General features: G+C 58.4%; 35 protein-coding genes, 2 tRNA genes and 1 pseudogene. 9 read left to right on the plus strand and 29 right to left on the minus strand.

Annotation, left to right across the window (positions count from 1 at the left end; translation table 11 throughout):
* Positions 1-8: 8 nt before the first annotated feature.
* The 7 genes from NJC38_RS02435 to NJC38_RS02465 all read right to left on the minus strand — a co-directional run bounded on the left by NJC38_RS02435 (position 9) and on the right by NJC38_RS02465 (position 8,178).
* Positions 9-1,586, minus strand: coding sequence for an ABC transporter ATP-binding protein (locus NJC38_RS02435; protein ID WP_253111102.1), 1,578 nt, complete (start codon positions 1,584-1,586; stop codon positions 9-11).
* 1 nt (position 1,587) lies between these two features.
* Positions 1,588-2,610: an ABC transporter permease gene (locus NJC38_RS02440; RefSeq protein WP_253111105.1), complete on the minus strand. Its 1,023-nt coding sequence runs from the start codon at positions 2,608-2,610 to the stop codon at positions 1,588-1,590.
* A complete protein-coding gene (locus NJC38_RS02445) occupies positions 2,610-3,674 on the minus strand; it encodes a microcin C ABC transporter permease YejB (protein ID WP_253111108.1) in 1,065 nt (354 codons plus the stop codon). Before NJC38_RS02445 ends, NJC38_RS02440 begins: the two co-directional genes overlap by 1 nt.
* Complete coding sequence (locus tag NJC38_RS02450; protein WP_253111124.1) at positions 3,675-5,543, minus strand: extracellular solute-binding protein; 1,869 nt, start codon at positions 5,541-5,543, stop codon at positions 3,675-3,677.
* Positions 5,544-5,688: 145 nt separating this feature from the next.
* Complete coding sequence (locus NJC38_RS02455) at positions 5,689-5,970, minus strand: peptidylprolyl isomerase (protein ID WP_039589523.1); 282 nt, start codon at positions 5,968-5,970, stop codon at positions 5,689-5,691.
* 190 nt (positions 5,971-6,160) lie between these two features.
* Positions 6,161-7,243 carry a 3-deoxy-7-phosphoheptulonate synthase gene (locus tag NJC38_RS02460; RefSeq protein ID WP_253111127.1) on the minus strand — a complete coding sequence of 361 codons (1,083 nt, stop codon included), beginning with the start codon at positions 7,241-7,243 and terminating at the stop codon, positions 6,161-6,163.
* A gap of 704 nt (positions 7,244-7,947) precedes the next feature.
* Positions 7,948-8,178, minus strand: a complete 231-nt coding sequence (locus NJC38_RS02465) for a DNA-binding protein (RefSeq protein ID WP_253111129.1) — start codon at positions 8,176-8,178, stop codon at positions 7,948-7,950.
* An 82-nt stretch (positions 8,179-8,260) separates the two neighbouring features.
* Between NJC38_RS02465 and NJC38_RS02470 the strand changes: the two genes are divergently transcribed.
* The 6 genes from NJC38_RS02470 (at position 8,261) to NJC38_RS02495 (ending at position 12,315) form a co-directional block, all read left to right on the plus strand.
* A complete protein-coding gene (locus tag NJC38_RS02470; protein WP_045494646.1) occupies positions 8,261-8,656 on the plus strand; it encodes a helix-turn-helix domain-containing protein in 396 nt (131 codons plus the stop codon).
* 335 nt (positions 8,657-8,991) lie between these two features.
* Positions 8,992-9,636 (plus strand): UvrY/SirA/GacA family response regulator transcription factor, encoded by a 645-nt coding sequence (gene uvrY, locus NJC38_RS02475; RefSeq protein WP_045490520.1) that lies wholly within the window; start codon positions 8,992-8,994, stop codon positions 9,634-9,636.
* A 2-nt stretch (positions 9,637-9,638) separates the two neighbouring features.
* Entirely contained in the window at positions 9,639-11,462 is a 1,824-nt protein-coding gene (gene uvrC, locus NJC38_RS02480; RefSeq protein ID WP_253111131.1) for an excinuclease ABC subunit UvrC, read from the plus strand.
* A gap of 32 nt (positions 11,463-11,494) precedes the next feature.
* The gene (gene pgsA / locus NJC38_RS02485) at positions 11,495-12,055 is read left to right on the plus strand and encodes a CDP-diacylglycerol--glycerol-3-phosphate 3-phosphatidyltransferase (RefSeq protein ID WP_045490524.1); all 561 of its coding nucleotides are present in this window, start codon (positions 11,495-11,497) and stop codon (positions 12,053-12,055) included.
* A 64-nt stretch (positions 12,056-12,119) separates the two neighbouring features.
* Positions 12,120-12,195, plus strand: a tRNA-Gly gene (locus tag NJC38_RS02490).
* Between the two features lie 46 nt (positions 12,196-12,241).
* Positions 12,242-12,315, plus strand: a tRNA-Cys gene (locus NJC38_RS02495).
* A 94-nt stretch (positions 12,316-12,409) separates the two neighbouring features.
* On the opposite strand, the gene NJC38_RS02500 is transcribed toward NJC38_RS02495, so the two are convergent.
* From NJC38_RS02500 to NJC38_RS02545, 10 genes and pseudogenes are all read right to left on the minus strand, one after another.
* Entirely contained in the window at positions 12,410-13,486 is a 1,077-nt protein-coding gene (locus NJC38_RS02500; RefSeq protein ID WP_253111133.1) for an integrase, read from the minus strand.
* Positions 13,487-13,489: 3 nt separating this feature from the next.
* A complete protein-coding gene (locus NJC38_RS02505; protein WP_253111135.1) occupies positions 13,490-13,726 on the minus strand; it encodes a DUF4224 domain-containing protein in 237 nt (78 codons plus the stop codon).
* 43 nt (positions 13,727-13,769) lie between these two features.
* Positions 13,770-14,093, minus strand: a pseudogene (locus NJC38_RS02510) (hypothetical protein).
* Positions 14,094-14,493: 400 nt separating this feature from the next.
* Complete coding sequence (locus NJC38_RS02515; protein ID WP_253111141.1) at positions 14,494-14,775, minus strand: hypothetical protein; 282 nt, start codon at positions 14,773-14,775, stop codon at positions 14,494-14,496.
* Positions 14,772-15,113, minus strand: a complete 342-nt coding sequence (locus tag NJC38_RS02520) for a hypothetical protein (RefSeq protein WP_253111144.1) — start codon at positions 15,111-15,113, stop codon at positions 14,772-14,774. The genes NJC38_RS02515 and NJC38_RS02520 overlap by 4 nt, the downstream gene beginning before the upstream one ends.
* 355 nt (positions 15,114-15,468) lie before the next feature.
* The gene (locus NJC38_RS02525; RefSeq protein WP_253111147.1) at positions 15,469-15,756 is read right to left on the minus strand and encodes a hypothetical protein; all 288 of its coding nucleotides are present in this window, start codon (positions 15,754-15,756) and stop codon (positions 15,469-15,471) included.
* Positions 15,753-16,442: a hypothetical protein gene (locus NJC38_RS02530; protein WP_253111150.1), complete on the minus strand. Its 690-nt coding sequence runs from the start codon at positions 16,440-16,442 to the stop codon at positions 15,753-15,755. The genes NJC38_RS02525 and NJC38_RS02530 overlap by 4 nt, the downstream gene beginning before the upstream one ends.
* On the minus strand, positions 16,439-16,705 hold the full coding sequence (locus NJC38_RS02535) for a hypothetical protein (RefSeq protein WP_253111153.1): 267 nt from the start codon (positions 16,703-16,705) through the stop codon (positions 16,439-16,441). Before NJC38_RS02535 ends, NJC38_RS02530 begins: the two co-directional genes overlap by 4 nt.
* Complete coding sequence (locus NJC38_RS02540; RefSeq protein ID WP_253111170.1) at positions 16,698-16,925, minus strand: hypothetical protein; 228 nt, start codon at positions 16,923-16,925, stop codon at positions 16,698-16,700. Before NJC38_RS02540 ends, NJC38_RS02535 begins: the two co-directional genes overlap by 8 nt.
* Positions 16,922-17,533, minus strand: coding sequence for a hypothetical protein (locus tag NJC38_RS02545; protein WP_253111173.1), 612 nt, complete (start codon positions 17,531-17,533; stop codon positions 16,922-16,924). Before NJC38_RS02545 ends, NJC38_RS02540 begins: the two co-directional genes overlap by 4 nt.
* A 142-nt stretch (positions 17,534-17,675) precedes the next feature.
* Between NJC38_RS02545 and NJC38_RS02550 the strand changes: the two genes are divergently transcribed.
* Positions 17,676-18,614, plus strand: a complete 939-nt coding sequence (locus NJC38_RS02550) for a hypothetical protein (protein ID WP_253111176.1) — start codon at positions 17,676-17,678, stop codon at positions 18,612-18,614.
* Between the two features lie 85 nt (positions 18,615-18,699).
* On the opposite strand, the gene NJC38_RS02555 is transcribed toward NJC38_RS02550, so the two are convergent.
* Complete coding sequence (locus NJC38_RS02555) at positions 18,700-19,341, minus strand: hypothetical protein (protein ID WP_253111178.1); 642 nt, start codon at positions 19,339-19,341, stop codon at positions 18,700-18,702.
* Between the two features lie 104 nt (positions 19,342-19,445).
* Here NJC38_RS02555 and NJC38_RS02560 point away from each other — a divergent pair, with 104 nt between their 5' ends.
* A complete protein-coding gene (locus NJC38_RS02560) occupies positions 19,446-19,943 on the plus strand; it encodes a hypothetical protein (protein WP_253111182.1) in 498 nt (165 codons plus the stop codon).
* Here NJC38_RS02560 and NJC38_RS02565 read toward each other — a convergent pair.
* The 10 genes from NJC38_RS02565 to NJC38_RS02610 form a co-directional block, all read right to left on the minus strand.
* Complete coding sequence (locus tag NJC38_RS02565) at positions 19,935-20,273, minus strand: hypothetical protein (protein ID WP_253111183.1); 339 nt, start codon at positions 20,271-20,273, stop codon at positions 19,935-19,937. The two genes, NJC38_RS02560 and NJC38_RS02565, sit on opposite strands and share 9 nt — an antisense overlap.
* Positions 20,274-20,553: 280 nt before the next feature.
* Complete coding sequence (locus tag NJC38_RS02570; RefSeq protein ID WP_253111186.1) at positions 20,554-20,733, minus strand: hypothetical protein; 180 nt, start codon at positions 20,731-20,733, stop codon at positions 20,554-20,556.
* A 2-nt stretch (positions 20,734-20,735) separates the two neighbouring features.
* Positions 20,736-21,419, minus strand: a complete 684-nt coding sequence (locus NJC38_RS02575; RefSeq protein ID WP_253111189.1) for a 3'-5' exonuclease — start codon at positions 21,417-21,419, stop codon at positions 20,736-20,738.
* A gap of 62 nt (positions 21,420-21,481) precedes the next feature.
* Positions 21,482-22,138, minus strand: coding sequence for a hypothetical protein (locus NJC38_RS02580; RefSeq protein WP_253111192.1), 657 nt, complete (start codon positions 22,136-22,138; stop codon positions 21,482-21,484).
* Between the two features lie 11 nt (positions 22,139-22,149).
* Positions 22,150-22,782 carry an AAA family ATPase gene (locus NJC38_RS02585; protein WP_253111195.1) on the minus strand — a complete coding sequence of 211 codons (633 nt, stop codon included), beginning with the start codon at positions 22,780-22,782 and terminating at the stop codon, positions 22,150-22,152.
* Between the two features lie 8 nt (positions 22,783-22,790).
* Complete coding sequence (locus NJC38_RS02590) at positions 22,791-23,069, minus strand: hypothetical protein (RefSeq protein ID WP_253111199.1); 279 nt, start codon at positions 23,067-23,069, stop codon at positions 22,791-22,793.
* Positions 23,066-23,221: a hypothetical protein gene (locus NJC38_RS02595; protein WP_253111201.1), complete on the minus strand. Its 156-nt coding sequence runs from the start codon at positions 23,219-23,221 to the stop codon at positions 23,066-23,068. Before NJC38_RS02595 ends, NJC38_RS02590 begins: the two co-directional genes overlap by 4 nt.
* Positions 23,218-23,475: a hypothetical protein gene (locus NJC38_RS02600; RefSeq protein ID WP_253111204.1), complete on the minus strand. Its 258-nt coding sequence runs from the start codon at positions 23,473-23,475 to the stop codon at positions 23,218-23,220. The genes NJC38_RS02595 and NJC38_RS02600 overlap by 4 nt, the downstream gene beginning before the upstream one ends.
* Positions 23,472-23,714: a hypothetical protein gene (locus NJC38_RS02605; protein WP_253111206.1), complete on the minus strand. Its 243-nt coding sequence runs from the start codon at positions 23,712-23,714 to the stop codon at positions 23,472-23,474. The genes NJC38_RS02600 and NJC38_RS02605 overlap by 4 nt, the downstream gene beginning before the upstream one ends.
* A gap of 474 nt (positions 23,715-24,188) precedes the next feature.
* The gene (locus tag NJC38_RS02610; RefSeq protein ID WP_253111209.1) at positions 24,189-24,590 is read right to left on the minus strand and encodes a LuxR C-terminal-related transcriptional regulator; all 402 of its coding nucleotides are present in this window, start codon (positions 24,588-24,590) and stop codon (positions 24,189-24,191) included.
* Positions 24,591-24,947: 357 nt separating this feature from the next.
* Here NJC38_RS02610 and NJC38_RS02615 point away from each other — a divergent pair, with 357 nt between their 5' ends.
* A complete protein-coding gene (locus NJC38_RS02615; protein ID WP_253111212.1) occupies positions 24,948-25,244 on the plus strand; it encodes a DUF1654 domain-containing protein in 297 nt (98 codons plus the stop codon).
* A gap of 694 nt (positions 25,245-25,938) precedes the next feature.
* On the opposite strand, the gene NJC38_RS02620 is transcribed toward NJC38_RS02615, so the two are convergent.
* Positions 25,939-26,781, minus strand: a complete 843-nt coding sequence (locus NJC38_RS02620; RefSeq protein ID WP_253111215.1) for an XRE family transcriptional regulator — start codon at positions 26,779-26,781, stop codon at positions 25,939-25,941.
* Positions 26,782-26,831 lie beyond the last annotated feature (50 nt).

Consider the following 26,831-nt stretch of genomic DNA (forward strand, 5'->3'; position numbering starts at 1 on the left):
AGACCCGCTTATCCGGTGTGCGCGGCCGCCAGTAGCTCGCGGGTATAGGGGTGTTGTGGGGCATTGAACAGCGTTTCACTGCTGCCGTACTCCACCACGCGCCCATCTTTGAGCACCAGCACGTCGTGGGCCAGCGCGCGGACCACGCTCAGGTCGTGGCTGATGAACAGATAGGTCAGGTCATGTTTTTCTTGCAGGTCACGCAACAGCGTCACCACCTGCTTCTGGACTGTGCGGTCCAGGGCCGAAGTCGGCTCGTCGAGCAGAATGAATGCCGGCTTGAGCACCAACGCGCGGGCGATGGCGATGCGCTGGCGCTGGCCACCGGAAAACTCATGAGGGTAGCGATGCCGGCTGGCCGGGTCGATCCCTACTTCCTGCAAGGCGCGGATCACCTGCTGGTCGCACTGCTCAGGGTCGAGTTGGGTGTGGGCTTGAAGGCCTTCAGCAATGATCTGCGCCACTGACAGGCGCGGGCTGAGGCTGCCGTAAGGGTCTTGAAACACCACCTGCATTTGCTTGCGCCACGGCCGCATCTGTTTATGGCCCAAGCCATCCAGGGTCTGGCCGCGAAACCGGATCGTGCCGCTGGAGTCGAGCAGGCGCAAAATGGCCTGGCCGAGGGTGGACTTGCCTGAGCCGGATTCGCCGACGATGCCCAGGGTCTTGCCGCGTTCGACGCTCAGGCTGATGTCGTCCACGGCCTTGAGGTATTCCTTATGACGGCCGAACCAGCCGCCGGCCAGCGAGAACCACACGCGCAGGTTTTCGACCTCCAGCAATGGTTCGCGAGCGGGGCGGGTGACGGGTAAACCTGCCGGCTCGGCGTCCAGCAACAGGCGGCTATAAGGGTGCTGCGGCTGTTTGAACAGGCTCTGGCATTCATTGTGTTCGACAATTTGCCCGGCCTGCATCACGCACACCCGCTGGGCCACGCTGTGGACCAGGTTCAGGTCATGGCTGATCAGCAGCAGCGACATGTTCAGGCGTTGCTGCAGGTCTTTGAGCAGCAGCAGGATCTTGCGCTGGACAGTGACGTCCAGCGCGGTGGTGGGCTCATCGGCAATCAGCAGCTCCGGTTCACAGGCCAGCGCCATGGCAATCATCACCCGCTGACGCTGCCCGCCGGACAGCTCATGCGGATAGGCCTTGAGGCGTTTCTGCGGCTCGCGGATGCCGACCAGTTCCAGTAGCTCAACGATCCTCTGCTGCGCCTCGCGTCCGCTGATGCCGCGGTGCAGCAGCAGGGTTTCGCCAATCTGTTTGGCTACGGTGTGCAACGGATTGAGCGATGTCATCGGCTCCTGGAAGATCATCGCGATGCGGTTGCCGCGCAACTGGCGCAGGGTTTTTGCGTCAGCGCCCAGCAACTGCTGACCACGGTAGCGAATGCTGCCGCTGCACTGGGTGTCGGCTTGCGGCAGCAATTGCAGGATTGAATGGGCAGTGACCGACTTGCCCGAACCGGACTCTCCAACCAGCGCCAGACACTCGCCGGGGCGTATATCCAGACTGAGGTTATACACCGCTGGCTGGCCGTTAAAGGCGATGTTCAGGTCGCGGATTTCGATCAGATTATCCGGCATATCAAGACCTCGGGTCGAAGGCATCGCGGAGCGCTTCGCCAATGAACACCAGCAAGCTGAGGATTAGCGCCAGAGCAAAGAAAGCGGTCAGCCCCAGCCAGGGTGCTTGCAGGTTGGTTTTGCTCTGGGCAATCAGTTCGCCCAGCGATGCACTGCCGGCCGGCATGCCGAAACCGAGAAAGTCCAGGGCCGTGAGGGTGGTGATGGCGCCGGTAAGAATGAATGGTAGGTAACTCAGGGTGGCGCTCATGGCATTGGGCAGAATGTGCCGCACGATCACTCGCCGGTCGCTGAGCCCCAGGGCGCGGGCGGCCTTCACATATTCCAGCTTGCGCCCACGCAAGAACTCGGCCCGCACCACATCCACCAGCGCCAGCCAGGAAAACAGCGCCATGATTCCCAGCAGCCACCAGAAGCCCGGCTCGACGAAACCGGACAGAATGATCAGCAGGTAAAGCACCGGCAAGCCTGACCAGACCTCCTGCAGACGCTGGCCTATCAGGTCGGTCCAGCCCCCGTAATAGCCTTGCAGCGCGCCGGCAGCGATGCCAATCACCGCGCTGATCAGGGTCAGCGCCAGGGCAAACAGGATCGAAATCCGGGCACCAAAGATCACCCTGGCCAATACGTCGCGCGACTGATCATCGGTACCCAGCCAGTTCTGCGCTGACGGTGGGCTTGGGGCCGGAACGCTCAGGTCATAATTGGGAGTGTCGGCGCCGAACGGGATGGGCGGGAACAGCATCCAGCCGTCGCCCTTGGCGATCTGTTGCTGCACGTACTGGCTGCGGTAATCAGGCTGAAACGGCAACTCGCCGCCAAATGCCTGCTCGGTATAACGCTTGAATACCGGGAAATACAGCGAGCCTTTATAGCTGAGCACCAGCGGCTTGTCGTTGGCAATCAGTTCGCCGCCCAGGGTCAGTATGAACAGCCCGCAGAACAGCCACAGCGACCACCAGCCGCGACGGTTGGCGCGAAACCGCGCCAGCCGGCGTCGGGCCACAGGGGACAGGCGCTGCATCAGACAGTCCTCGCACTGAAGTCGATGCGCGGATCGACCAAGGTGTAGCAGATATCGCCGGCCAGTTTGATCAGCAGGCCAAACAGGGTGAAGATGAACAGCGTGCCGAACACCACCGGATAATCGCGCGCCACCGCCGCCTCGTAGCTCATGCGGCCCAGGCCATCAAGCGAGAAAATGACTTCGATCAGCAGCGCGCCGGAAAAAAACACTGTGATCAGCGCCTGCGGGATGCCGGCCACCACCAGCAACATGGCATTGCGAAATACATGGCCATACAGCACGCGCCGTTCGCTCATGCCTTTGGCTCTGGCGGTGGTCACATACTGGCGGGTGACTTCGTTGAGAAAGGCGTTCTTGGTCAACAGGGTCAGGGCGGCAAAACCGCCGATCACCAGCGACGTGACCGGCAGCGCCAGGTGCCAGAAGTAGTCGGCGATCTTGCCGGTCAGCGAAAGCTCGGCGAAGTTCTCCGAGACCAGCCCGCGCACCGGGAACCAGTGCAGCGCGGTGCCGCCGCAGAACAGCACCACCAGCAGCATGGCGACCAGAAAGGCCGGCAGGGCGTAGCCGATGATGATCAGCGTGCTGCTCCAGACATCGAAGTGGCTGCCGTGCCTGACCGCCTTGCGAATCCCCAGCGGGATCGACACTAGATAGGTCAGCAGGGTCGCCCACAGTCCTAGCGACAATGACACCGGCAACTTCTGCATGATCAGTTCAGTGACTGAGGCTCCGCGAAAGAAGCTGTTGCCGAAATCCAGCCGGGCATAGTGACCCAGCATCAGCCACAGCCGCTCATGCAGCGGTTTGTCAAAGCCATACTGGCGCTCGATTTCCTCGATCAGTTTCGGGTCCAGCCCCCTTGAGGCGCGGGATTGGCCGCTGTGCACCGACTCGACCGAGGTGCTGCCCACACTGCTACCGCCAACCCCTTGCAAGCGCGCGATGGCTTGCTCCACCGGTCCGCCCGGTGCGGCCTGGACAATGAAAAAATTGACCAGCAGGATGCACAGCAGGGTCGGGATGATCAGCAGCAGGCGACGCAGGATATAGCCCGGCATTTACTGCATCTCCTTGACCAGCGCCGAAGCACCACGGCGTGCGGCGAACTCCTCGTCGGTCAGCGCTGTAGGGCTGACTTCCCACCAGGTTTCAATGGCCTCGCTGTTACGCGCCTGGATTTTGGGTATGCCGAAGCGGTTCCACCACACCGTAGAGCTGCCGGGCGGATAATAGTTGGGAATCCAGTAGTAGCCCCACTGCAATACCCGGTCCAGGCTACGGGCATAGGCGCTCATGTCGGCCTGGGTGGTGGCCTTGACCAGGCCATCGATCAGGCTGTCCACCGCCGGGTTCTGCAGCACCATGTAGTTGCTGGAGCCCGCATCGCGGGCCACCTTGGAGCCAAAGCTGTTGTACAGCTCCATCCCCGGCGAGTTGCTCACGGTATAACCGATCACGATCATGTCATAGTCGCGGGCCATGACCCGGTTCAGGTACTGCGCGGCGTCGATGCGGCGGATCTCGAAGCGGATGCCGATCTGCGCCAGGGTACGCTTGTAAGGCAGCAGCAGGCGCTCCATCCCTGATTGGGCGTTGAGGAACGTGAAACTCAGCGGCTCGCCCTGGGCATTGACCAGTTGGTCGCCCTTCGGCTCCCAGCCCGCCTGCTTGAGCAAGCTCAGGGCCTGCAGTTGTTTGTCGCGGATCAGGCCGCTGCCATCGGTGCGCGGTGGCTGGAATACCTGAGTGAATACTTCATCAGGCACCTGGCCGCGCAACGGCTCAAGAATTTCCAGCTCGCGGGGCGAGGGCAGTTGGCTGGCCGCCAGGGGCGAGTTGGAAAAGTAGCTGCTCTGGCGGATGTACATGTTGCGCATCATCTGCCGATTGGTCCATTCGAAATCCCACAGCATGGCCAGTGCCTGGCGCACTCGCCGGTCCTGGAACATCGGTCGATCCAGGTTGAAGACAAACCCCTGGGAGTTCTGGATCGCGCCGCTGGCCAGATGGGCCTTTTGCAGGCGACCCTCACTCAAGGCCTGGCCGTTATAGCGAATGGTGTAGCCGGTGGCGGAGTATTCACGGTTGTAATCGTAACCGCCGCCGAGCAATACCTGACGCGCCACATCGGTGTCGCCGAAATACTCGATGCGAAACGAATCGAAGTTGTACAGGCCGCGACTGACCGGCTTGTCACGTCCCCACCACTGCGGGTCGCGCTCGAACGTAATGCTGCGCCCTGCATCGACCTTGCCGATCTTGTACGGCCCACTGCCGGGCGGCACTTCAAAGCCGGCGCCGCCAGCAAAGTCACGGGTCTTCCACCAATGTTCGGGCAGTACCGGCAGCGACGCCAGTTCCAGTGGCAGGGTACGGCTTTCGTTGTTGCTGAAATCGAAACGCACCTGACCGGGTGACTCGACTTGCACCCCCTTGACTGCCTCAAAGCGGGTCCGGTAATCGAGCTTGCCTTTGCTCATGAACAACTCGAAGGTGTACTTCACGTCATTGGCAGTGATCGGCGTGCCGTCGGCGAAGCGGGCGTCAGGGTCAATATAGAAGCGCAGCGATAGCCCGTCGGCACTGCGCTCCATTTGCCGTGCTACCAGACCATAGACGGTGAAGGGTTCATCCAGCGAGCGCACGGCCAGCGGCGCATACAGCAACTTGTCGACCTGCTCGACGCCCATGCCTTTGTCGACATACGGAATCAAATGATCGAACTGGCCGATTTCCTGCGCCGAGCGGCGCATACTGCCGCCTTTGGGGGCATCGGGGTTAACGTAATCGAAGTGCAGGAAGCCCGCTGGGTAACGCGGCGCTTCACCATAAACAGTCAGTGCATGCTGCGGCGCAGCCCACGTTGATTGCACGGTGCTCAGTAGGGCCAGTGATGCGGCAAACAGTGATGAACGAAGCAAACCCATGAGCGAACCACAAGCCAGAAACTGTTGTGTCGTTCTACAGGGAAAGCGCTACAGCGCCAAGGGCTCAAGCTACAAGTTTCGGCCCGTCAGAATGCAAACGGCCCATCATCAGGATGGGCCGTTTACCAGAATCAACTGCGCAGGATCAGTCCTGACGGCTGGTCACTTCCAGCAGGTGGTAGCCGAACTGGGTCTTGACCGGACCCTGTACCACGTTGATCGGGGCGCTGAACACCACGGTGTCGAACTCCTTGACCATCTGGCCTGGACCGAACGAGCCCAGGTCACCGCCCTGACGGCTCGACGGGCAGCTTGAATTGGCCTTGGCGATTTCCGCGAAGTCAGCGCCGCCTTCGATCTGGGCTTTCAGTTCGTTGCACTTCTCTTCGCTGGAAACCAGGATGTGGCGGGCAGTGGCTTTTGCCATGGGAACAGTACTCCTGTTGAAAAACATCAAGCCTACCGTAATGTGAGGGGCGCTGTCTGATTAAGTTCATGACCCTTGGCTAATGCCGTGCGGCGCTGACCGGCCCGGCAATCGTACGTAGACCGGCTTCAGCCGGGAAACGCAGCGACGCGGTCCCGGCCAAGGCCGATGTTCGCGCTGAGGTCATGGCTCAGCGGTAGCGCAACCGCTCAACCGCGCCGCGCAGCAGCGCCTCGGTGCCGGACCAGCCCAGGCATGCATCGGTCACCGATACCCCGTATTTCAATGAAGGCCCGAGAGCCTGGCAGCCGTCGAACAGATGACTTTCGATCATCATGCCCATCAGCGCGGTGTTGCCCTGCAGGCGCTGCTCCAGCACGTCATTGAACACCAATGGCTGGCGGGCCGGGTCTTTGCCGCTGTTGGCATGGCTGCAATCGACCATGATCCGCGGGTTGGCCTGTTGTTTATCAAGCGCGGCACTGACCTTGGCGACGTGTTCGGCGCTGTAGTTGGGGCCGTGGTGGCCGCCGCGCAACACGATATGGGTGTCGAGGTTGCCTGCCGTCTCGATAATGGCCGGATGTCCGTGCCGGTCCATGCCGAAATGCCGGTGCGGGTGAGCCGCCGAACGCATGGCGTCGCAAGCCACGGCGACTCCGCCATCGGTGCCGTTCTTGAAGCCGACCGGGATGCCCAGGCCGCTGGCCATTTCTCGATGGATCTGCGATTCGGTCGTACGGGCGCCGATCGCCACCCAGCTCAACACGTCATCGAAGTAACCGGCCGCCATCGGCTGCAGTACTTCAGTCGCGACAGGCAGGCCCAGTTCGAGCATGTCACGCATCAGTTGCCGTGACAGGCGCAGTCCGCTCGCCATGTCGTCACTGCCATCCAGATGCGGATCGTAGGCCAGGCCTTTCCAGCCGACGGTGGTGCGAGGCTTTTCGATGTAGGCACGCATCACCAGCAGCATTTGGTCGCTGACTTCACTGGCCAGTTCGGCCAGCCGCGCTGCGTACTCGAGTGCTGATTGTGGGTCGTGTAATGAACAGGGGCCGACCACCACCAGCAGGCGGGAGTCGCTACCCTCGAGAATCGCGCGAATGGCGCGTCGATGCGCTGCGACCTGACTGGTCAGGGAGGCATTCAACGGCAGGCGCTGTTTGAGTTCGACGGTGCTGGGCAAGCGTTGCGGATGGAGCGCAGTGTCCAGGCAGGTGACGGTGCTGGACGACAGTTCGGTGTTTTTCAGAGTGGCAGGCGCGTTCATGTTCTGGCTTCCTGGGCGGCGGGTTTTTCCCGCTCACGCCCTATAGGGGTGTTCGACAAGGTTGTGTAATAGACAAATTGCCACCAGGCAGTGACCGGACGGAGGCGGCAGGCTGTCCCGAACGGAGGCTGGTAAATCGCCAGGCGTAGACGTAGTTGCAGTAATAGGTGAAGTGGCTCATGTGCTGTGTCCTCTGGAAGTCTGTTGTGCGTCGTTAAAGGGGCTTGAAAACAAAACCCCCGGTCGGGGAGCCGACCGGGGGTTGAGAATTCTCTGGTGGGCGTCCCGTGATTCAGGGCGCCGATGTAGGGGTATCAGCGCCTGTGGCTAAACCAATACCCATAATAAAAATCGACCGGCAGACAAGCATTGGCCAAAACCCTTTCGCCAGCATGCGTCGCTACCTGGCACTCAAGGCCGGCAGGGCGAACACATTGGAGGGTGAGGGTAAGCGACATGGGATGTCTCCGTTGAATGTTGCCGAGCATACTTCAGGCAGTTTTTAAAAACTACCCGTCTTGCGACTGATTGCGCTACTCAAGTCAAATCGGTTTTTAGGGGGGAGCAGGTCATCAGCGGTTGAGGCAGAATTTTATCCGGGTAGGTGCCGACGCGAATTGTCAGAAAAGGCGATTTGATCACTCAGATCAAACCTGCAACGGTGGACAGAACTATTCTTTTACCTTGGCGCTTCAGCAGTGCTGTCAAACAACGTCAGAGGCTGGCGGGTTCTCCGGCGCGGAGATGGTCCCGACCTTCATGCCCAGCAAAACCGCCACTTTATGGGCTTCGCCACGGCGACCTTTCTTGCGACCGGCTAAAACCTGATAGGTCGTTGCAGCATCCACGTTGTTTTCACGAGCAAATTGTTGAACGGATTTTCCCTGTTGATCGAGCCAAGCCTTGGCTTGTGCAGCAGTGCGGATTACGGGCATAGTTTAAAACCGTTCAAATCAGTTTAATTTTGTCAGGATTTTACCATTCGTTAGAATGGGGTCAACAGGGTTGCGCATTCAAATGAGTGGAATTGGATACCGTCTAAGAAAAGAACGCGAGCGTCTGGGCTTGTCTCAGCGAGCTTTCGGGGAAATCGGTGGCGTGGAAGCCAATGCCCAAGGCAAGTATGAAAGCGGTGATCGTGCTCCCAAGGCCGATTACCTGGCTGCGGTCTCTGCCAAAGGGGTTGACGTATTGTACGTGCTCACAGGAAAAGCTACGCCAATCCCGCTCGATAATCTCAGCCTGGCCGAAGAAAAAGTGCTGGGCAGCTACAGGACCCTGCACAAGGAGGATCAGGACGCGATCCGGCGGTTGACTACCAGCATGGCGGAACTGTCCGCGTCGTCATTGATAGGCAGCAAGCTCTTTTCCAGCCCGTCCATCAGCGATGAGTCATCAGTTGAAGAGAGCTGATGGCGGTCGTCCTTTGGGTATATTTGTGAGTCGGCGCACATTTTTTTCTGGCACTGAATTCTATGAGTGATAGCGTGTGGTTAACGCTGTCCACCCAACAGCATTGAGTCAGAAACCGGGGGCGTGCCTGATTGAATTACCCGTATTGGCCATGGGGATCTTGGGCATTGCCTTGCGAATCATGCTATAGCAGTCATTGAGGGCTGCTAGGTCGCGGTTCTCTGAGCTTCAGGGCGGCGCTCGACACTGTGTGACGAGTTCAAAGACCCTAGGTCTGGCTCCCTGTTTTTGTTATCGTGACACGCATTGCTATGACTGTTTCGCGAGGTGTCTCCTTGATTAAGGTGCTAGTTGTCGACGACCACGATCTCGTGCGCACAGGCATAACCCGCATGCTCGCCGACATCGATGGCCTGCAGGTCATCGGTCAGGCCGATTGTGGCGAAGAATCCCTGAAGAAAGCCCGTGAACTCAAACCTGATGTCGTGCTTATGGACGTCAAGATGCCGGGTATTGGTGGCCTTGAAGCCACCCGCAAGCTGTTGCGCAGTCACCCCGACATGAAAGTCGTGGCGGTGACCGCGTGTGAGGAAGACCCGTTCCCGACCCGCCTGCTGCAGGCCGGGGCGGCAGGTTATATGACCAAGGGCGCCGGCCTGACCGAAATGGTCCAGGCCATTCGCATGGTGTTTGCCGGTCAGCGATACATCAGCCCGCAGATCGCTCAGCAACTGGCGCTCAAGTCGTTTCAGCCCGAGCAGAGTAACTCGCCGTTCGATCTGTTGTCCGAACGAGAAATCCAGATCGCCTTGATGATCGTTGGCTGTCAGAAGGTTCAGACTATTTCGGACAAACTGTGCTTGTCGCCGAAAACCGTCAACACCTACCGTTATCGTATTTTCGAGAAGCTTTCGATCAGCAGTGATGTCGAACTGGCATTGCTGGCGGTTCGTCACGGCATGGTCGATGCCAGCGCCTGAACATGACTGAAACCTTTGATCACAGTGCTTTTCTGGCCACTTGCAGTGGCCGACCCGGTGTCTACCGGATGTTCGATGAGCAGGGGCTGCTGCTCTATGTCGGCAAGGCCAAGAACCTCAAGAAGCGTCTGGCCAGCTACTTTCGCAAAACTGGCCATGCGCCCAAGACCGGTGCGCTGGTGGCGCGAATCGCGCAGATCGAAACCACCATCACTGCCAATGAAACCGAAGCGCTGTTGCTGGAGCAGACCCTCATCAAAGAGAGTCGGCCGCCCTATAACATCCTGCTGCGCGACGACAAATCCTACCCATATGTGTTTCTTTCCGACGGCGCGTTCCCGCGGCTGAGCATTCATCGTGGAGCGAAGAGGGCCAAGGGGCGTTATTTCGGGCCTTATCCCAGCGCCGGGGCCATTCGCGAAAGCCTTAGCCTGTTGCAAAAGACTTTCCTGGTGCGTCAGTGTGAGGACAGCTACTACCGCAACCGCACCCGGCCTTGCCTGCAGTACCAGATCAAACGTTGCAAAGCACCCTGTGTCGGTCTGGTCGAGCCTGAAGTTTATGCTGAGGACGTGCGCCATTCGGTGATGTTCCTTGAAGGGCGCAGCAACGCTCTGAGTGATGAACTCAATGCGGCGATGGAGCAGGCAGCCATGGCGCTGGAGTTTGAGCGCGCGGCCGAGCTTCGCGATCAGGTTTCCCTGTTGCGGCGTGTCCAGGACCAACAGAGCATGGAAGGCGGCAGCGGCGATGTGGATGTGGTCGCTGCCTTCGTCAACCCGGGCGGTGCATGCGTGCATTTGATCAGCGTACGCGGCGGACGAGTGCTGGGCAGCAAGAATTTCTTCCCTCAGGTGGGTATAGAAGAAGAGGTCGGCGAAGTGATGTCGGCGTTCCTCGCCCAGTATTTCCTGGGGGGTGTTGACCGTGAGCTGCCCGGCGAGGTCATCGTCAACGTGGTCAATGACGACTTTGCGAGCCTGATCGATGCGATTCATGAATTGCGCGGTCGTGAGCTGACCATTAGTCATCGGGTGCGAGGCACCCGGGCGCGCTGGCAGCAGTTGGCGGTCACCAATGCCGAGCAGGCCCTCGGCGCCAGGCTGGCCAACCGGCAACATGTGGCGTCGCGTTTCGAAGCACTGGCTCGTGAACTCAAACTCGATGAGCCGCCGCAGCGCCTTGAATGCTACGACATCAGCCACTCCAGCGGCGAAGCCACGGTGGCCTCATGTGTGGTGTTCGGCCCGGAAGGACCGATCAAATCCGATTATCGGCGCTACAACATCGAAGGCGTCACTGCAGGCGATGACTATGCGGCCATGCACCAGGCACTGACGCGGCGTTTCAGCAAGATCAAGGACGGCGAGGGCAAGTTGCCGGACATCCTGCTGGTGGATGGTGGCAAGGGGCAGTTGAATATGGCCCGCGACGTTCTCAATGAGTTGGCGGTGCCTGACCTCATCTTGCTGGGGGTGGCCAAGGGCGTGACCCGCAAGGCCGGTTTCGAAACCTTGTACCTCAACGATGTTAACCATGAGTTTACCTTGCCTGGCGACTCGCCGGCCTTGCACCTGATTCAGCAGATCCGCGACGAAGCGCACCGGTTCGCGATCACCGGCCACCGGGCACGTCGCGGCAAGACCCGGCGTACCTCGACCCTGGAAGGCGTCGCGGGCGTGGGGCCTACCCGGCGCCGCGACTTGCTCAAGCACTTTGGCGGTTTGCAGGAGTTGTCGCGCGCCAGCATCGAAGAAATCGCCAAAGCACCCGGTATCAGTAAAAAGCTTGCAGAGTCGATTTATGCGAACCTGCATAGCGAGTAGAATGCCCGCTCACCTCGTAGCCAGTTGTGCCGATGAATATCCCTAATCTGATCACCGTTTTACGCGTTCTCCTGATTCCGATCTTCATTCTGTTGTTCTATGTGCCTTATCACTGGAGCTACGCAGCGGCTAGCGTGGTGTTTGCGTTCGCGGCCGCTACTGACTGGCTGGACGGTTATCTGGCGCGCAAACTGCAGCAAAGCACTCCGTTTGGGGCCTTTCTCGATCCGGTGGCAGACAAGCTCATGGTCGCGGTGGCGCTGGTCATGCTGGTGCAGACCCATGCCAATTTCTGGCTTACCCTGCCAGCGATGGTCATCATCGGCCGAGAGATCGTCATTTCCGCACTGCGCGAATGGATGGCCGAGATTGGTGCCCGCGCTCAGGTGGCGGTATCGAACATGGGCAAATGGAAAACCGCCGCGCAGATGCTCGCCCTGGTGATCCTGCTGGCCAACCCGGTGCAACTCAGCTTCTGGGTGGTCACGGGCTACGCGCTGCTGCTGGTTGCCGCTGGCTTGACCCTGTGGTCGATGATCCAATACCTCAAGGCCGCATGGCCTCATTTGAAAACCACTGTAGATAAAAAATAAGTTTTTTAGAATCAAGGGGTTGACGGATAGATTTGAATGTATAGAATGGCGCACATCAAATGATGCGGGAATAGCTCAGTTGGTAGAGCACGACCTTGCCAAGGTCGGGGTCGCGAGTTCGAGTCTCGTTTCCCGCTCCAATTTGATTGCGCAAGATGTTGTTAAGTGCAGCGTCAAGCGTTTTGAGGCCGAGTAGCAAAATGGTTATGCAGCGGATTGCAAATCCGTTAACGCCGGTTCGATTCCGACCTCGGCCTCCATATTCGAAAGCCCCGTAGATTAACGTCTACGGGGCTTTTTTGTTGTGCTGAGAAAGGTGGATCATTTCCGCATCTATGGGTATCGTTTCCGCAACTAGTCGGTTGTTTCGGTCGGATTGACCACCTCGCCACGGCGTCGATATACCTGTTTGGTGATCTTTTCAGATGAGTGCCCGAGCAACTTCGCAGCCTGGCCAACATCCTCTATATCTGACGCAGCTCGCGGCCTTATGTCCATAAACCTGAACTCTCGAATCTTTGCGGCCAAGTCCTGATCACCTTGGAGTACTGCCTCGGTAATTGCCTGCTCCCGCGCTTCATTCCATCTGTTCGTGAGCATGGGTAAGCTCATCCGCATTCCGGAGGCGTTTGTGATCAAGCGCGTGCCGCGAATACCTGCAATGCGCCTGCGCTCAAGGAGCCCTTCAACGAACTTGCCAAGACTGGTGGGTTCCTCGCCGATGTAGAGCCGAATACGCAACTTCTTGTCGGTTTTCCCCTGCCTGAACTCAAGGAAGCCGCCGACAATGTCTGTAGCGCTGGCCTTAAGTGTGTCAGCGGGCCGCTGGCCGCACAGATATGCCAGGTCCATTGCATCACGTAGTTCCGGGACAGCGTGTTTGTAAACTGCATTCCAGACGCCCTCTGTGGCATAAAAGTCCCGAGGCTTCTCCTTGTTCCGACGCAGTCCAAAGCACGGGTTGGCCTTCTCTGTCAGGCCCCATTCCCGAGCGATTGTGAAAACATGAGAGAGCAGGGCAATCTCCCTATTGGCCCGCACCTTGGCCGTCCGGGCGTCGCGGTACTGGGCAACGATGGGGGTTGTGATGGAATCTATTGGCGCCTCCCCGAAGGCCTTTCTCAATATCTCCAGTTCCTTGAGGTTGTCCCGCTGGGTCCGCGGCGCTTTGGTGGGGATGATCGCGTCGCGGTATCGGTCAAACACCTCGCCCATCAGGCAGGCTGCCTTCGGTAGGCTGGTGCGCTCAAGTCGCGCCCACTCAACCCGGGCTTCGTTGAGGTCCGTGCCCAGCGGTATCTCCTTGCGTTTGCCGCCTTCATCCCTCCCGTCGTAGTAATAGCCCACCCAAACCTTGCCGCTTTTCAATGCCCGAACCCGCCGCAGCATTCGCGGCGGCAGGTCTCGGTTCGCTCCCTTCTTGCTGCGCATCAATTACCCCACGCGCGATAGGTCTAGTGTCCAGGTCTCAGCGACTGCGTTCGTAGCACTCGGCTTGACCCCTGCGAGCTTCAGGCGGGCATATACCCGGCCCACCACCGGCCGGCGCGCACCCGTGAGCGCGTATTGCCAACCGTTGCGAGCCAGCCAAGCGACTTGCTTGCTGGGCATCTGGTAGCCCGTGATTGCTGCTATTTCGTCTTCATCCAAGGTTTCGGTTTGGATTTCCATGATCATCTCCGGGCCGCGCACGGCGGCTGGGGCTAGGGAGGGATTAATCGACTTGGTAGTAGACGTAGCAGTCCACACCCTGATCCTTGAGTGATTTGTGCATGGCCTGGACGCCGGCGCTGTGCCGGTTACCCTAGCCAGGCCACGGCGTGTCGAGGTGAATGCCTTGCCGGTGGTAGCCGTGCCGCTTTTGCAGATAGCCAGGCAGTCCATGGTCGGCGTCTGAGCGCATGCCCGGCACCGGGATCACCACGCGGTCGAGGTTTGCACTGCCGCCGTCGTTGTTGCACGACGCCGCTGCGGCTTTGCCAGCCTCGATGGCAATACGAACCTTCGGTGCTAGGGCAGCCAGTTCTTCTTTCGTCATGACAATAGTTCTCCACGCCCACCGGATGGCAGGCTGATTGAAAGGGAAGGGGTTATGAGTGCTTTGGCTGGGGTGCCCGTGGCGGAAAGCCGAAGTGGTGGCGTCGCTTGCCGGTGTAACCGCACTCCTCGCAGCCAGACGACTCGTGCGTGTCGTAGCCATAGCTGCAGATGAGCAATCGCAACTGCAGCCCGAGCAACGCAACGTGCACCAGCTCAACTGCTCGACCTCGCCATGCTGCGAGATCATGTAATTGCTGCGCCGGTCAAGGCGGAACCCGGTGATAGCCTCTGCATCCTCATAGGTCGCAGGCTCCCGGCGGAATCCCCACGCAGCCGCCGGGTCGTCGACGATTCGGGTTACGGTCCTCATGGCTCCAACTCCAATGCTTCGCGGGCGCTCACATCGAATACCTCTCATCAACGCGCCGCTTTGGCGCCTGGGTCTGTTTCGCGGATGGCTCAGGCTTGAGCTGGCTGTCCGGTACGCAGCTGATGCCGCCTTGGTATGCGGCGTAAGAGAGCACCCAGCAGGTCACGTCGCGCTTATCGTCGTGAATGACGGTCACGCCGCTGCCGAAGGTCATTCGTTCGATTTCGAGGCGCTTAATATCAGCATCTGGCGTTTCAGCTGCGCTGGCGCCGGTGGCCAGCAGCATCAGGGTAAGGGCGAGGCGTGTCATGGTGTCACCACTCGGCAAGCCCACTGCGCATACGGGCCGTCCTCCGTGTCGAAGATCCCCAGCAAAAACCAGTCACCGGTGACGCCCATCAACCCGTCAGCAGTCGGTGGTTTCTTTGGCTCCCACCCCAGGCAATGGCAAGCGTCCTCATCCCAATAGGGGTGGGATTCCAGGTCGGAGTCCATGTGCCAGCCGACCACCTTCAATTGTTGGGCGGCCAGCCAGGCTTTCCACGCATCGTGATCTTCATCGAAGTCGGGGATGTCGGGGTGGTACCACCAGCCGTCTTGGTCACGAGCTACTTCGATAGGGCCGATGAACTTCATTTCTTCAGGCATAGCAATTCCTTTGCCGCCATTTGGCAGCAGATTGAAAAACTCATGTAATGGAAATACGATGAAGGCGTTTTGATATCACTTGTATTTTATGTATGCCCCTACGGGCCGCGGAGCCATTGTGTTTACAAAATCGCCCTTGAAGTCAGCGATCTATCGTGGGTGCGCACTTGAATTGCGCCTGCTCCAGATTCCTCAAGGAACTGCCGGGCAATTGGTGGTCAGCTGTAACGGCCAGATGGCGTACGCATGTGAGGATTCGTTTAGGGATGAGCTGCATGCCTCGGCATGGCTTACCACCTGTGGCGTCGCGGTCGTTGATGGCATGAGTCCGGAAGAGCGAAAAAGCTGCTGCTGACTAACCCATTTCTGCATCAATCGCAGCGTCTGCGTCTTCTTCGGTGAGGATTCGGCACTCTTCGGGCGTTGCGCCCAGGCGGGTGATTGCGAGCATGCCGCCTTTGCGCAGAAGCCGGTACCGGGCAGCTTCCAGCTTGATCTGCGGCTCGCTGCGCTGCTCGGCAGATTGCTCGACTGCGCGATCAACACAGGCTTCAAGCTCGGTCCATGTGCCGGGTGTGAGCTTCATGCCTTCACGGATCTGCTCGATTACCCACATCGGGAGGGTGACGGGCAGGGTATTCATGACTCTGGCCCGGCAGGCTGCGCGTTGAGCTGGGCCTCAGCCTCGCTGCAAGTTTCCAGGAGGTATTCGACCCACTCGTGCCGCTGAAGGTATTGCGGGTCATCGTCGCCCACGACGTGCTTCGCGTATTGCGGGCCGAAGTTGATCGTTCTCGCGGCGTTGATCACTCGCTTCAAAGCGTCAGCTACGCCCTCGCTATCCGGCAGTCTCTCCGCCCGTACCGGCGCAGCGAACACCTTAATGCGGCTGTCTAACGGCAGGGTCTGGGCGTTGAACCACAGCACGTCAGCAACTCGAGCCCCGGAATCTAGGCGGCTTACTTGCAGGACGGCCACCGGCTCATGCTCGCTCTGCACAGGCGCCACTGACTCTGCCGGTAAGCGCTCAATGCCGAGGGCTTTTTCTGCTGCCAGTGCTTCGGCTTCGCGGGCAGTCGGCACAGGGTCAGCGAGGGCGGCGCGGGCAATCCGGCTCATGTGCGTCGCATGGTAATGAACGCTGTCGCCGGGAATGCTGGCGATGCTCCGCAGGGCTTTCTCAATCCTAGTGCTGTCTTCGTCCACCGCCTGGGCGGCAGGCGCTGCGAGCAAGGCAGCAATCTCGCCAAACTCGTCGGCCGGCATTTCGGCGTACACGTACAGTCGCTTCAGCAGCTCACGCGACACCAGCATCAGGTCGTTATTCATGCCTCACCCCGCAAAAGTCCGTCGTAGCCTGGCTTGCACGCCCCAGCGCCGCCGTCGATATTTACCGAACGGACGTGCGCAAGGATCAACAATTGTGTATCGGAGTCGCCACGGCGTGGACGCAGGGAAGACCCGTCACCACCACCGAACAGCATGATGTTGTCAGCAGCCATGGCCTTCATGACCTTTTCCAGCGCTCTACGATGCTTATCCACTTTCGTCGGATCGATGCCCGCCGCAAGGCACTCATCTTCATTAGCCATGCTCTTTGCCCTCTCCAAGGTGTTTGTAGCAGTTCGGGCAGTAGTGCAGCATTCGCTGCTTGCCACGGACCAGCAGCCATCCCTGGCTATCCGCGACCTTCCACGCGCCGGGGGCAGCGCCTGTGGGTTTGTGGTGGTACACCTCTCCTTGCACAACGTGGCCAAGACAACTGGTGTGATCGCCGTCGCAGAAGATGTCGGCTTGATATGCGATGCTCATTGCTCTTTGCCCTCGGCCAGTGCCTTGCTGTCATGGCATTTCGGGCAGTTCGGACGGCCGCCGCCCCAGAGTTCTTCCGGCGTGCAATCGCCGGCCTGCAGCGCAGCGAGTTCTTCAGCGGTAGGCTGGCAGCATTTGCCAGAGGCCAGTGCTGCGTTGACAGCTTGCTGATGCATAAGCGCCACGTAGACTGCGTCGTTGACCTCTTTTGTCTTGATCGGCGAGCCGATACCTGAGCTGTACGAAAGTGTGTTCTCTGCCAGAATTACGATGTGCTCTGCTTGTTTGCGCAGCAGCCCCTCAAGCTCAGCATTTCTGGCCAGCATCCGACGCATCGCTTCGGTATCGACGTCATGCAGAGCGGTCAGCCGCTCGACCTCGGCATTGGAGCGAGCCAGTTCGGCCTGGAGCCGTGCGATTTGCTCGTCAAAGTCGCTCTCGCGCACGCAGCGGATGTTTTGAGCCTCCTCAGCCCAGAAGCGCTGGACAGACTCGACGCCAAGCGCTGGCGGCTGAGGGGCGGCGGCGAGCATTTGCTGATAGTCGTGCTCGACGATTGATCGCGGATCGACAAGCGCCGGATCGCCGCGCAGTGCGGCATCGATCATTTCGCGGGTCGGCTCGACCGGCACCAATTTCCATTTACTTGCTTGGCTTCCTACGCACATGTGAATACCTTTTGAGTATGGCCTTTTGCCTTAATTTAATGTATTTGTCAGATCGCCCGCCTTTACATATGGAGCGTTTCAAATGGCTGATGGATCTGGCAAAAAGTCGCAAAACTGGGAAAGCAATCGCATTAAGCACGCTCTTCATCTTCCTGGCTGGGTCTTCAGGAAGGATAGCGAAACAACTTTGCGCGCCAACGGGAAGCCGGTTCTGGTATCTGAATACCAAGCCGATATGAAAGGATCACTTTTTTGCCCTGAATGCTGCTGCCCTCTCTTCAGATCGCCATTAAATGAAGAGGCAAACAAGACGGGTAAGAACGCTTTTTACGCACACCGCCGTAACATAGTGACGGAGTGCGGACTTCGGACTAAGAAAGCCGAGGGTAAGAAATACCTCAGCGAAGAAGAAGCTGCTCAAGCAATCGTTGATGGCAAGCTGGTCATCGTTGAAGGTTTTTTGCAGTCGCGTCCGGCGACCCCAGAAAAACAAGCCGAAGTCTACAGTCAGAGCGCTGTTGAAGATCAAGATGGAGAAATAGCCTCTGTGCCAATTGCCCGGCATCGAGGCAGATCATTCAACCTGCCTGCGAAACTGACAACCGTGAGAGGTCTTTGTAGAAAATTTGATGATAATTTGTATAAGTATTACGTATTTCCTGGTGCCAAACATGCACGATTGCTTCTTGATTCGCTTCGGAATATCTCAATAATGGATTCGCCCACGCAAAGCGAAATTCTTGGTTTTGGGCGTATTACGAGCATTTGGGATGCCGGCTCAAATCCCCATAACATAAGGTTCGTAAAGCTTGAATTTAATCGCAGAGGTGGGTACGCAGACTTTTCGATCAAAATACAGAAATATGATGCCGAGCTGCATGACTTGAACGAGGGGGCGATTGGCAAGTTCGTCCTATTCTACGGAATTGTCAGAGAGAGCGGTGTTGGCTTAGCGGTAAGTAATTTAGCGTGGGGAGAAGTATCACTGCTGCCGGCAAAATATGACCAGTATTTGATCTGATCTACTCGCCTCAGAAGACCTGTTCGGCGTCGTTGTCGGGTTCGTAGTGGATGGCTCTTGGCATGATTGGTCCCTTAGGCGCTGGTCAGGCGGCAGATCTGTCTGCGACGAAGCTTTCCCATGCTGTCTTATCGCCGTTAGCCACGTACCACCTCAGGTCCTTGCCGTCCTCGGAGTCGCTAACCGATCCTCCGAACTGCGCTCCGGGGAAGGTGAACTTCGCTCTATTGCCACACCATGGATATCCGCCCGTAAACTCGGTAAACGTCAGTCCAGGCTCAGCCTCAATAACTCGTTCCTTGAAGATTTCGAATTTGGCATTGCGCGCCGCCACTTCTGCCTCATGACCCTGCTTGCATTCCGCCGAGCAGTAGACGACACGACCATCGAAGACTAGGTCAAGATGGATGTCCTGTTCAGTTTCCTCGTCCCAGCGGGTGGCTTCACTGTCACACCTTGTGCCGCAGTGGTTGCAATCAAACCACCAGCCCGCATCGAGGTAGGCCTTTGCCGGAATGAATCGCTGATCAGCATATTGGTCGGCCCAATGCGCTCGGCGGCAAGACACGATCCCGCTGAAGTCCGTGCCAATCTCATCAGCGCCCTGGCGACGAGCTGCGGCGCTCGAAGTGGCGAACTGAATGGTCGACTCTTCAGGATCATTTGTTTCTACCGAATAGGCCAGCATTTTACGCGGCGCTTTCTCGGCGATAGCTTTCTCGCTCATGGCGTTTCTCCATGCATGCGCCTACCTCCGTATCCGGTGGTGGCAAATTGGTTGTAGGTGGGCTATAGGTGTGTTCCGGCATGGGGCCGGATCAGGGAGGTACAATGAAAATTCGTACGGAACATCAGAACTTGGGCGCCGCATTAATGCAGATTGCCGAGCACGATAGTTTTACTGCGATCAACCCGTGGAAGGTCGGAAACATCAGAATTAACAACGCGTTTCTGATAAATACCGATACTTGCGTTTTTCTGAAGTACGGAAACGAGCCTAAGCGCAATACTGAAGAATATCAGTTCACATACACTGCTGATCACTTGGAGTCGATACGACAGGCATCTCAAGTGATGCACAAGGTGTTCGTGGCTCTGGTTTGCGTCGAAGATCAAGAGATTTGCTGCCTGAGTCTTGACGAGTTCAACAGTCTCATTGAGGCTCGCCGGGCATCCCACGGCGCAGCAGAGGATTCGTACCAAGTCTTGGTTACTGTCCCCGAAGGGAAAAGCCTCCGAGCTTACACGAACGCCTCAGGAAGGAGAGGCGTGGTGGCTGGAAGGGAGCAGGTAGTCTCAAGGAGCAAATTCCCTGCTTGCCTATTTTAATAAGGGCGCCTCAATCTCATCCCCCTGATCCTGCTGAATCATCAGCAGGCTCTTCGCGTGAAAGTCTGCCGCCACGTTTTCGCTGATAACGAATTTGTGGCGCGCACGAAGATTTTTCACGGCCTCCCTGACGCCCTCCGGCCCAAGCGAGTGCATGTAACGCACACTGGTCAGGATCACTGATGCCTGCTCGGTGTCGTCCAGCCACTCCATGATTTCTCTGGCCATCTGCTTTTCACCGGCCATGACCTTGATGCGTAATTCCTCGGCGCCCATGCGCGCTTCTTTGGCCCGACGCTTCGCATCGCGCTCTTGCTGGGTCATGCCCATATCATCCACTCCATCTTGTTCTGCGCTGCACAATGTCACGCACGGTTGAGGCGCCGCATCCGTAGCGCTCGGCCAGGTAGCCATAGCCAACACCGCCACTTTCGTAGATCTCGCGGATCTCAGCGACTTGCGCGTCAGTTAACCGGGCTTTTGGATGACTCACACCGCACCGGTGGTTCGTGTGATTTCGAGTGATCGTTGTCTGCATGACGAATACCGCTCGGTGGTAAGTGGAACTGATCGGCCCGCCTGCGACAGCGGACCCGATTACTGATGCGCCTCACGGGGCTTCACCGCGCGCCTCGGCAAGCTGCTTTTCGAGCTGTTTTATCGTCTTCTCACCCCTCGCCGCATCGGCCTTGCTCCAGCCTGACGATGCTGCGATGAGCCGGTCGATGCTCTCCATCCAGTGCTTGATGTGCCAGGGGCGCTCAGGTATGTAGGTTGTGCGCGGCGGCATGATCAGGCTCCGCTCTGCTTGGTGAGGGCTTTGCGCAGATACGGATCAATGTTGTTTTGGCGCAGAAGCCAGGATTTGTAGTCTGCAGGGATGTCGGCAATTGCTGAGCCGGCGTGTTTTCCGAAACGGATGATGCGCGGCAGGCGGGCATCTTCGGACAACTCCCACAGCTCATCCCAGCTTGCGACTTGACGACCCAGGCGAGCCGCCAACGCATCCATGATCTTGATCAGCAGCAGGCGGCAGTTCTGAACATCGTCCAGCGCTGCATGAGCATTGCGGAGGAGGCCTGGCGCCTCGGAGCGGTAGTGCAGATAGATCATGGCCGATTGCGAGTGACTGTCGGCGGTCGGCCAGAGCAGGCTGCTGAGCGCCTTCGTGCAGATGCGCTTGATGTTAGGCTGACCAATAACACTCCAGTCGTAATCGACGTTGTGGCCGATCATGTAGGCGGTATCGGCTGGCAGCGCGAAGGTCGTGTGCGGCGGGCAGTCGGCCAGTTCCTCATCAAGGATGTGGCTCGTCGCCAATGCGCCCAGCTCGATCGGTTTGGCCGGCTTGTAGCGGGCCAGAAATTCATGGGTGACTTCAAGGGTGCCGATATCGGCGAGGCGGAGCCAAGCGGCCTCGACCAGTTGCGGATCGTTGAGGCCAGTGGTCTCGGAATCAAAAATGTAAGCGGTCATCGCGTGCATCCATCTGCAAGTTGAGGGCGGCGACCCGCGGTCAGGCCGCCGGCGAAAATTAATCAGTCGAAAGGGATGTCGTCTGAGAAGTCGGGCGGCGCGCCGTAGTCGTAGTTGTCTGCCTGGTAGGGCGCAGCGGCGCCCTGGGCTGATTTGGGGCGCCTGTCATAGATAGGCTTCTTCATCAGTTGCTGGACCATCTTTTCCAGCTTTGCCGGGGCAGTGCAACGCGGATCGAGGATCTCGGAAGCTGTCTTCTCCGACTCGGCGCTGAACGGTGCGTAGATGGTTGGGCGGGGCATCCCGTTCTGGCTGTCCTTCTCGATCTCCATCTGGATCAGGAGGCCGATGGGCTTCTTCAGCAGCTCAGGAAATCCAGGGGCGGTGACCTGCTCACGCTGGCGGGTTTCACTGTTCCACTTTTCGAATTTGATCGGCTGTGGCGCCCCTACGGTGCGTAGCTGCAGGCAGGCCATGATGGCGTTCATCATTGCGTAGCCGCCTTCGTTGCGGGTGCCATGCTGGTAAGTCAGGTTGAGGTAAAAGCTGGCCTCGGCGCCGTCGCGAGTTTTGAAGGTCAGGCCGATACCGGTTGAGCCGGTATCCTTCTTTTCCATGTATTCGGCTCGCTGGAACTCGCCAATGCACTTGCCAGCCTCGTCGATGAAGGCTGATTTATTGTCGGCGGACCGGGCCGCGTTTGCGTCCAGATTGAACATACAGAAGGCTCCTATGCGGCCTGGGTGGTGTCGGTGAGGTCGTAGTACGCGCAGATCGCGGCGTCTACCGATGCGAGGTCGTTGTCGATCAGCGCCTCGTTGAACATGCCCATCGGGGCTTTGGTGGTGTCCGAACCATTGTTTCTGGTACTGAACAGGTGCTGGCCATCGCTCACAACCGAGCGCAGAACGATGGTCACCATGCCTTCCAGCGTGATCTTCTCGTCCAGCATCTTGCCGATCGTCTTCATCTTGATCTGGCCGCCTTCCGTCTCCTCGGTGTGGCTGAGGACGTAGACCCGAACATCGTCAGGCAGGCCAAGCAGGGCCTCGAAGATATTCCAGGTGTGCCGGCCGATCTCGGTGAACTTGTCGAAGCCCTTTTCCTCGCTCCGGCGCATAAACTCGTTGGCCAGGATGTACTGGAAGTCGTCGATGACGATCACCTTGCGCCGGGTCTGACGGCAGGCGCCGATGACCTTGACCCAGTTGTCAGTGACGTACGATTTCCAGGCCTTGGAGCCAGGGAAGGGCAGCGGCTTTTTGATGACCTGCACCAAGGCCACGTCATCAGGTTTGAAATTGCGCAGTGAAGCGCTCTTTCCAGCCCCGGACTTGCCGAGGATCAGGGTCACGGTTGCCATCTAGCACCTCAGTTTGGTTGGTTGTCCCATTGCCGCTCAATGCGTGCGGCTTCGGCTTCGTATTCGCGGCGCTGGTCGCCCTGCAGTTGCTCAGGGTCGAAGGCGCCGATGGTTGCCCAGTCCTGCCGGGCAAGTTCTTGCGGGGAGGTGTTCATGGGGTCGACCTTTGGCAGGTAGGTGATCTGGCCGGCGTAGGAACTGGCGAGAATCCAGAGCGCAGAGAGCAGGACGGTGATGGCGGCGCCTCGCCAGATACCGATACGGCGGGCGCGCTGATAGCGGGTCACCCCCAGTTACCTATCGGTTTGCGCTTGAGCCATGCGGCGCGCACCGGATGCTTGAGGTCGGACACCTTCATGTCGCGCGGGAAGGTGAATGTTCCCTGCACCTGAGCAGCAGGCTGGGTGTCCTGCGGACGTTGGGTAGTCTGAATGCTCATGCTGCGCTCTCCTTGGGCGGACAGATCCGCTCCATCTGCGTGATTGCGATTCCGATCCGGCGGGCCAGACTTTTCCGCTCAACAGCCTCCCGAGATTTGCGGGCGGCCAGGTCGATTGGGTTGTCGTAGTTGTGCACGAAGTCGGTGATTGGCCGAATGGGGTTGCCCCAGGCATCAGTCGGAGCTGACTGGCGCCTGACCGACTGCATGCCTTGGTAGCTGTCCTGGTATCGCTCAAGGTCTAAGTCGGTCATGCGCAGGATCTCACCGGCTCGGTGTAGAGCTTCTTGATGCACTCAGTGCGCGCCTCATCGATGTGGCGGTGCAGGATCTTGTGTTCGGCAGGCGTGATGTCGCCCGACAGGCAGGCGTAGGCCAGAAGGCCCGAAGCAACGCCCAGCTCTGACTCGGCGCCGATCTGGCGGTTGGCGGGCATTGCGATGGCTGCCTTGATGCGGTCCTTGAAGAACGCTTCAGCTTGTTCGTTGAGCATGATTGATCCTCTGGACCGCATTAGTCAGATGCCAGGCGCCGGTGACCAAGCCGGGCGTGAAAAGCCAGCCTGGCACCTGCTAATGCGGTCGAAATTGAAGGAAAGGGGATGCAGGCGCCGGGAGCTGCCCCGGTGAGCATCTGGACTGACCTTTCGGCCCCGGATTCGCCTGCGGGTGATGCAATCTGCATCGATGATTCGGCTTGCTGACACCTGCCAGCGCATATGGCTAAGCCTGATACCCGCGCTTCCGTAGAATCGCCTGACCAGCTTTGCAGCCGGTAGCGGGCCTGGCATCACTGCTACTGGGTTCCGATTCAAGCCGAATCTCGATGGAGAAACCCGCCTCTGCGGGAATGCCCGGTGCGCGGCTTAAGCCGCTGGGCGTCGTGTAACGGATGCAGGGGGCCGCGTTGCGCGGAGATGAGTCTTCCGCATCCCGCTGCACACTCATCGAATGTGCAGGAGGATGGTTCAGCCGATAACCATTCCCGGCCTGATCTTCTCCATACCCTTGCGGGCAATCTTGATTTCGTATCCGCCGCGCCGAGGCTCTGGGACTTTCCTGTCTCGGCGCATGCTTTCTTCGTCAGTCACTGCATGGAAGGCCAGTAGCGAAGCAAGCATCAGGCACAGCGGGCTGATGATGTTCCGGCGCATCGCCTCGGCAACCATGGCGGCTGACCGGTTTACGTCCAGCTTGTACATGGCCACCTTGAGGCGGTTAGTCACCACCTGGGGCGCGACCCCGAAGGCCTTGCCGATCTCCTTGGCCGTCATGCCCTGAGCCACCGAAAGCAGGTATTGCAATTCCTTGGGGGCCAGGCCCAAACCCAGCCTGCCCTGCCAAGATCCATTTACGATTGTTGATTCCATGCTTTCAGCTCATTAGTTGTTTTCCCGTCTGGCCCGCTTTGGCAGGCCAGCCAGTGAAAACTGGTGTTGCTCAGCAGACCGGCCTGCCGACATGTCGGACAGGGGAGCCTGCTGCATTTCGTGCTGTCCACCAGGCGTCAATTGCCTCAGGCCCCCGGTGGCGCATCATCCTTCTGGTTTTTAAAGAGCGGGCGATCCGCTTTGCCGTTGGCGTTGCGTTTCGATGGGTAAAATATGCACCAGTGCAATTTGTCTGTCAATGCACCAGTGCATAATTTTTTATGCGTTAGTGCCTGTAGGAAATTTCTTTGATCGTGTACTGTATATGTATACAGCAATCACATGAAGGACCAGACCATGGCCAAGCAAGCCCAGCGCGAGCTGCTCACACCCATTGATCGACTGGCGATCCGGATTTCGAACATGATCAATTCGCCGCAGGCGCAGCACAGGCGATCAGCTCTGATTCACAGGCTGGATACCGATCCGGAAGAGGTGTGGGATGAGTTGGTGGGGTTGCTCGTGGATACCGATGGACTGACTGTTGTCTTCCAGGATGACGGTGATGTGTTGGTTTCTTGGGAAAAGCAGGAAGAGAACGAATCGGCCGAAGCGGCGGAAGATTTAGCGGAAGAGGCCGAAGCGCCGTTCTGATCCGGCGTCACTGATCCAGGCCCGGAATCGACTTCCGGCCAGGATCAGTCAGGCGGGATGGGCGGATACGAAAAGCACGGCGCGGGGCCTGGCCAACTATCGACAGGCTTCACGCCCTACGTAATCCGCTATAGAGCCAGATACAATTGGAGTCATGCCGGGGTCTGGCCTGGAGGCGTTCATCTCTGCGTACGATCCGCCAGTACCAAGATACATAACCGTCCCTCTCCCGCAGTCGTAGGCCCGCTTTGACCAAGTAGTGCCACTGGATCCCGACCGCTTTGTAGTGATTATGGCGAGACCCTGGTCTCTGGACTTGCTTATGACGGTGAACGTACCTGTTGGGTCGGAAGGGACGCTCAGATAGCTGGAGGTCGATGATCCAGTACTCGTGTATGTTGAAGCTGGCGCCTCAGATGCAAGGACCCACTTCAAGCCCAAGGCAATAAAGGCGAAGCCAGCGAGCGACAGCCCTATAAACCAATACCTGTACAGATCTTCATTGTGCACGTCAGCTGTTTTGGACTGAGAGCCAATGCGCCTGTTGTTGGCCAGCCGAGCGCTCAATTCGCGATAGCTGCGAAAGAACCTAAATGCCACCAAGAGGGCGGCGGCTCCAATCGTAAATGCAATAACAATCTTCATGCTTATTTCCTATCCCTGATCAGCAAAACCCTGGCATCCCTTGGCCGCATCACACTAAATTTGCGTTCCACACCAGCAAAACGCGAGCCTGGATGTAGGTCTCTTCCAGCCAAATGTCCTCGGCCTTGTGCTTCCGGTTGTCCGAGATCATCTTTAGCTTGTCCTTCCCCTTCATCTGCAAGCGCTTGATGTACTGAAAGCCCTGGTACGAGAAAAAGTAAATCCCATCCCCGACGAACTCATTGACGCTGATGTCCACAAGTAGCGGGTCGCCGTGCTTGATAGTCGGCGCCATCGACTGACCCCATCCCGTAATCATCTTCAGATGGAAGTGTTCTTTGAACTCGACGCCCATGGCCCTCAGCTGGGAAGGGCTTACCCGAACATCCTGAAGCATTTCCGGGTAGTCGTGCGTTACCTCGCCACCACCCATGGCGCCACGGATGTCGTAGTGGGCGATCCAAACCTCATCGCCGACCTTTCCGGGTTTGTAGGCATCGTTTACCAAAGGCTCCAGATCCACGCCAGGGTCTTCGCCTTGTGCAATCGCCAGCAGCTTTTGCAGCTTGTCTTCCCCGAGGCGTTTGCCGGCCAGCATCTCGCGGATCTTGTCGGCAGACGATGTCGGGGCCGGCTCTTCAACCAGCTCTGCCTGGGTTCCGTCTACTTCTAGCGGCGCGAAGCCGCGCAGCTGATCAGTGGAAACCCCGAAGAAGTCGGCAAGAGGCCGAACCTGCTTGTCGGTGGGCTCCTTGATCCCCTTCGTGCCGCCAGGCTTGAGAATCCTGGAGATAGTGGACTGCCCGACCCCAGAGCGCTGCGAGAGCTGGAGCTGATTGATGCCGTCTCGCTGCATTAGCGCGGCCAGAATCTTGTCGATGGTTTTATGCATAGATGCAATCGTCGTTGTACTCAGTGCATACATCAAGGGTTCCGGGCGTT

The organism is Pseudomonas sp. 21LCFQ010, assembly GCF_024129905.1.
Classification (GTDB): domain Bacteria; phylum Pseudomonadota; class Gammaproteobacteria; order Pseudomonadales; family Pseudomonadaceae; genus Aquipseudomonas.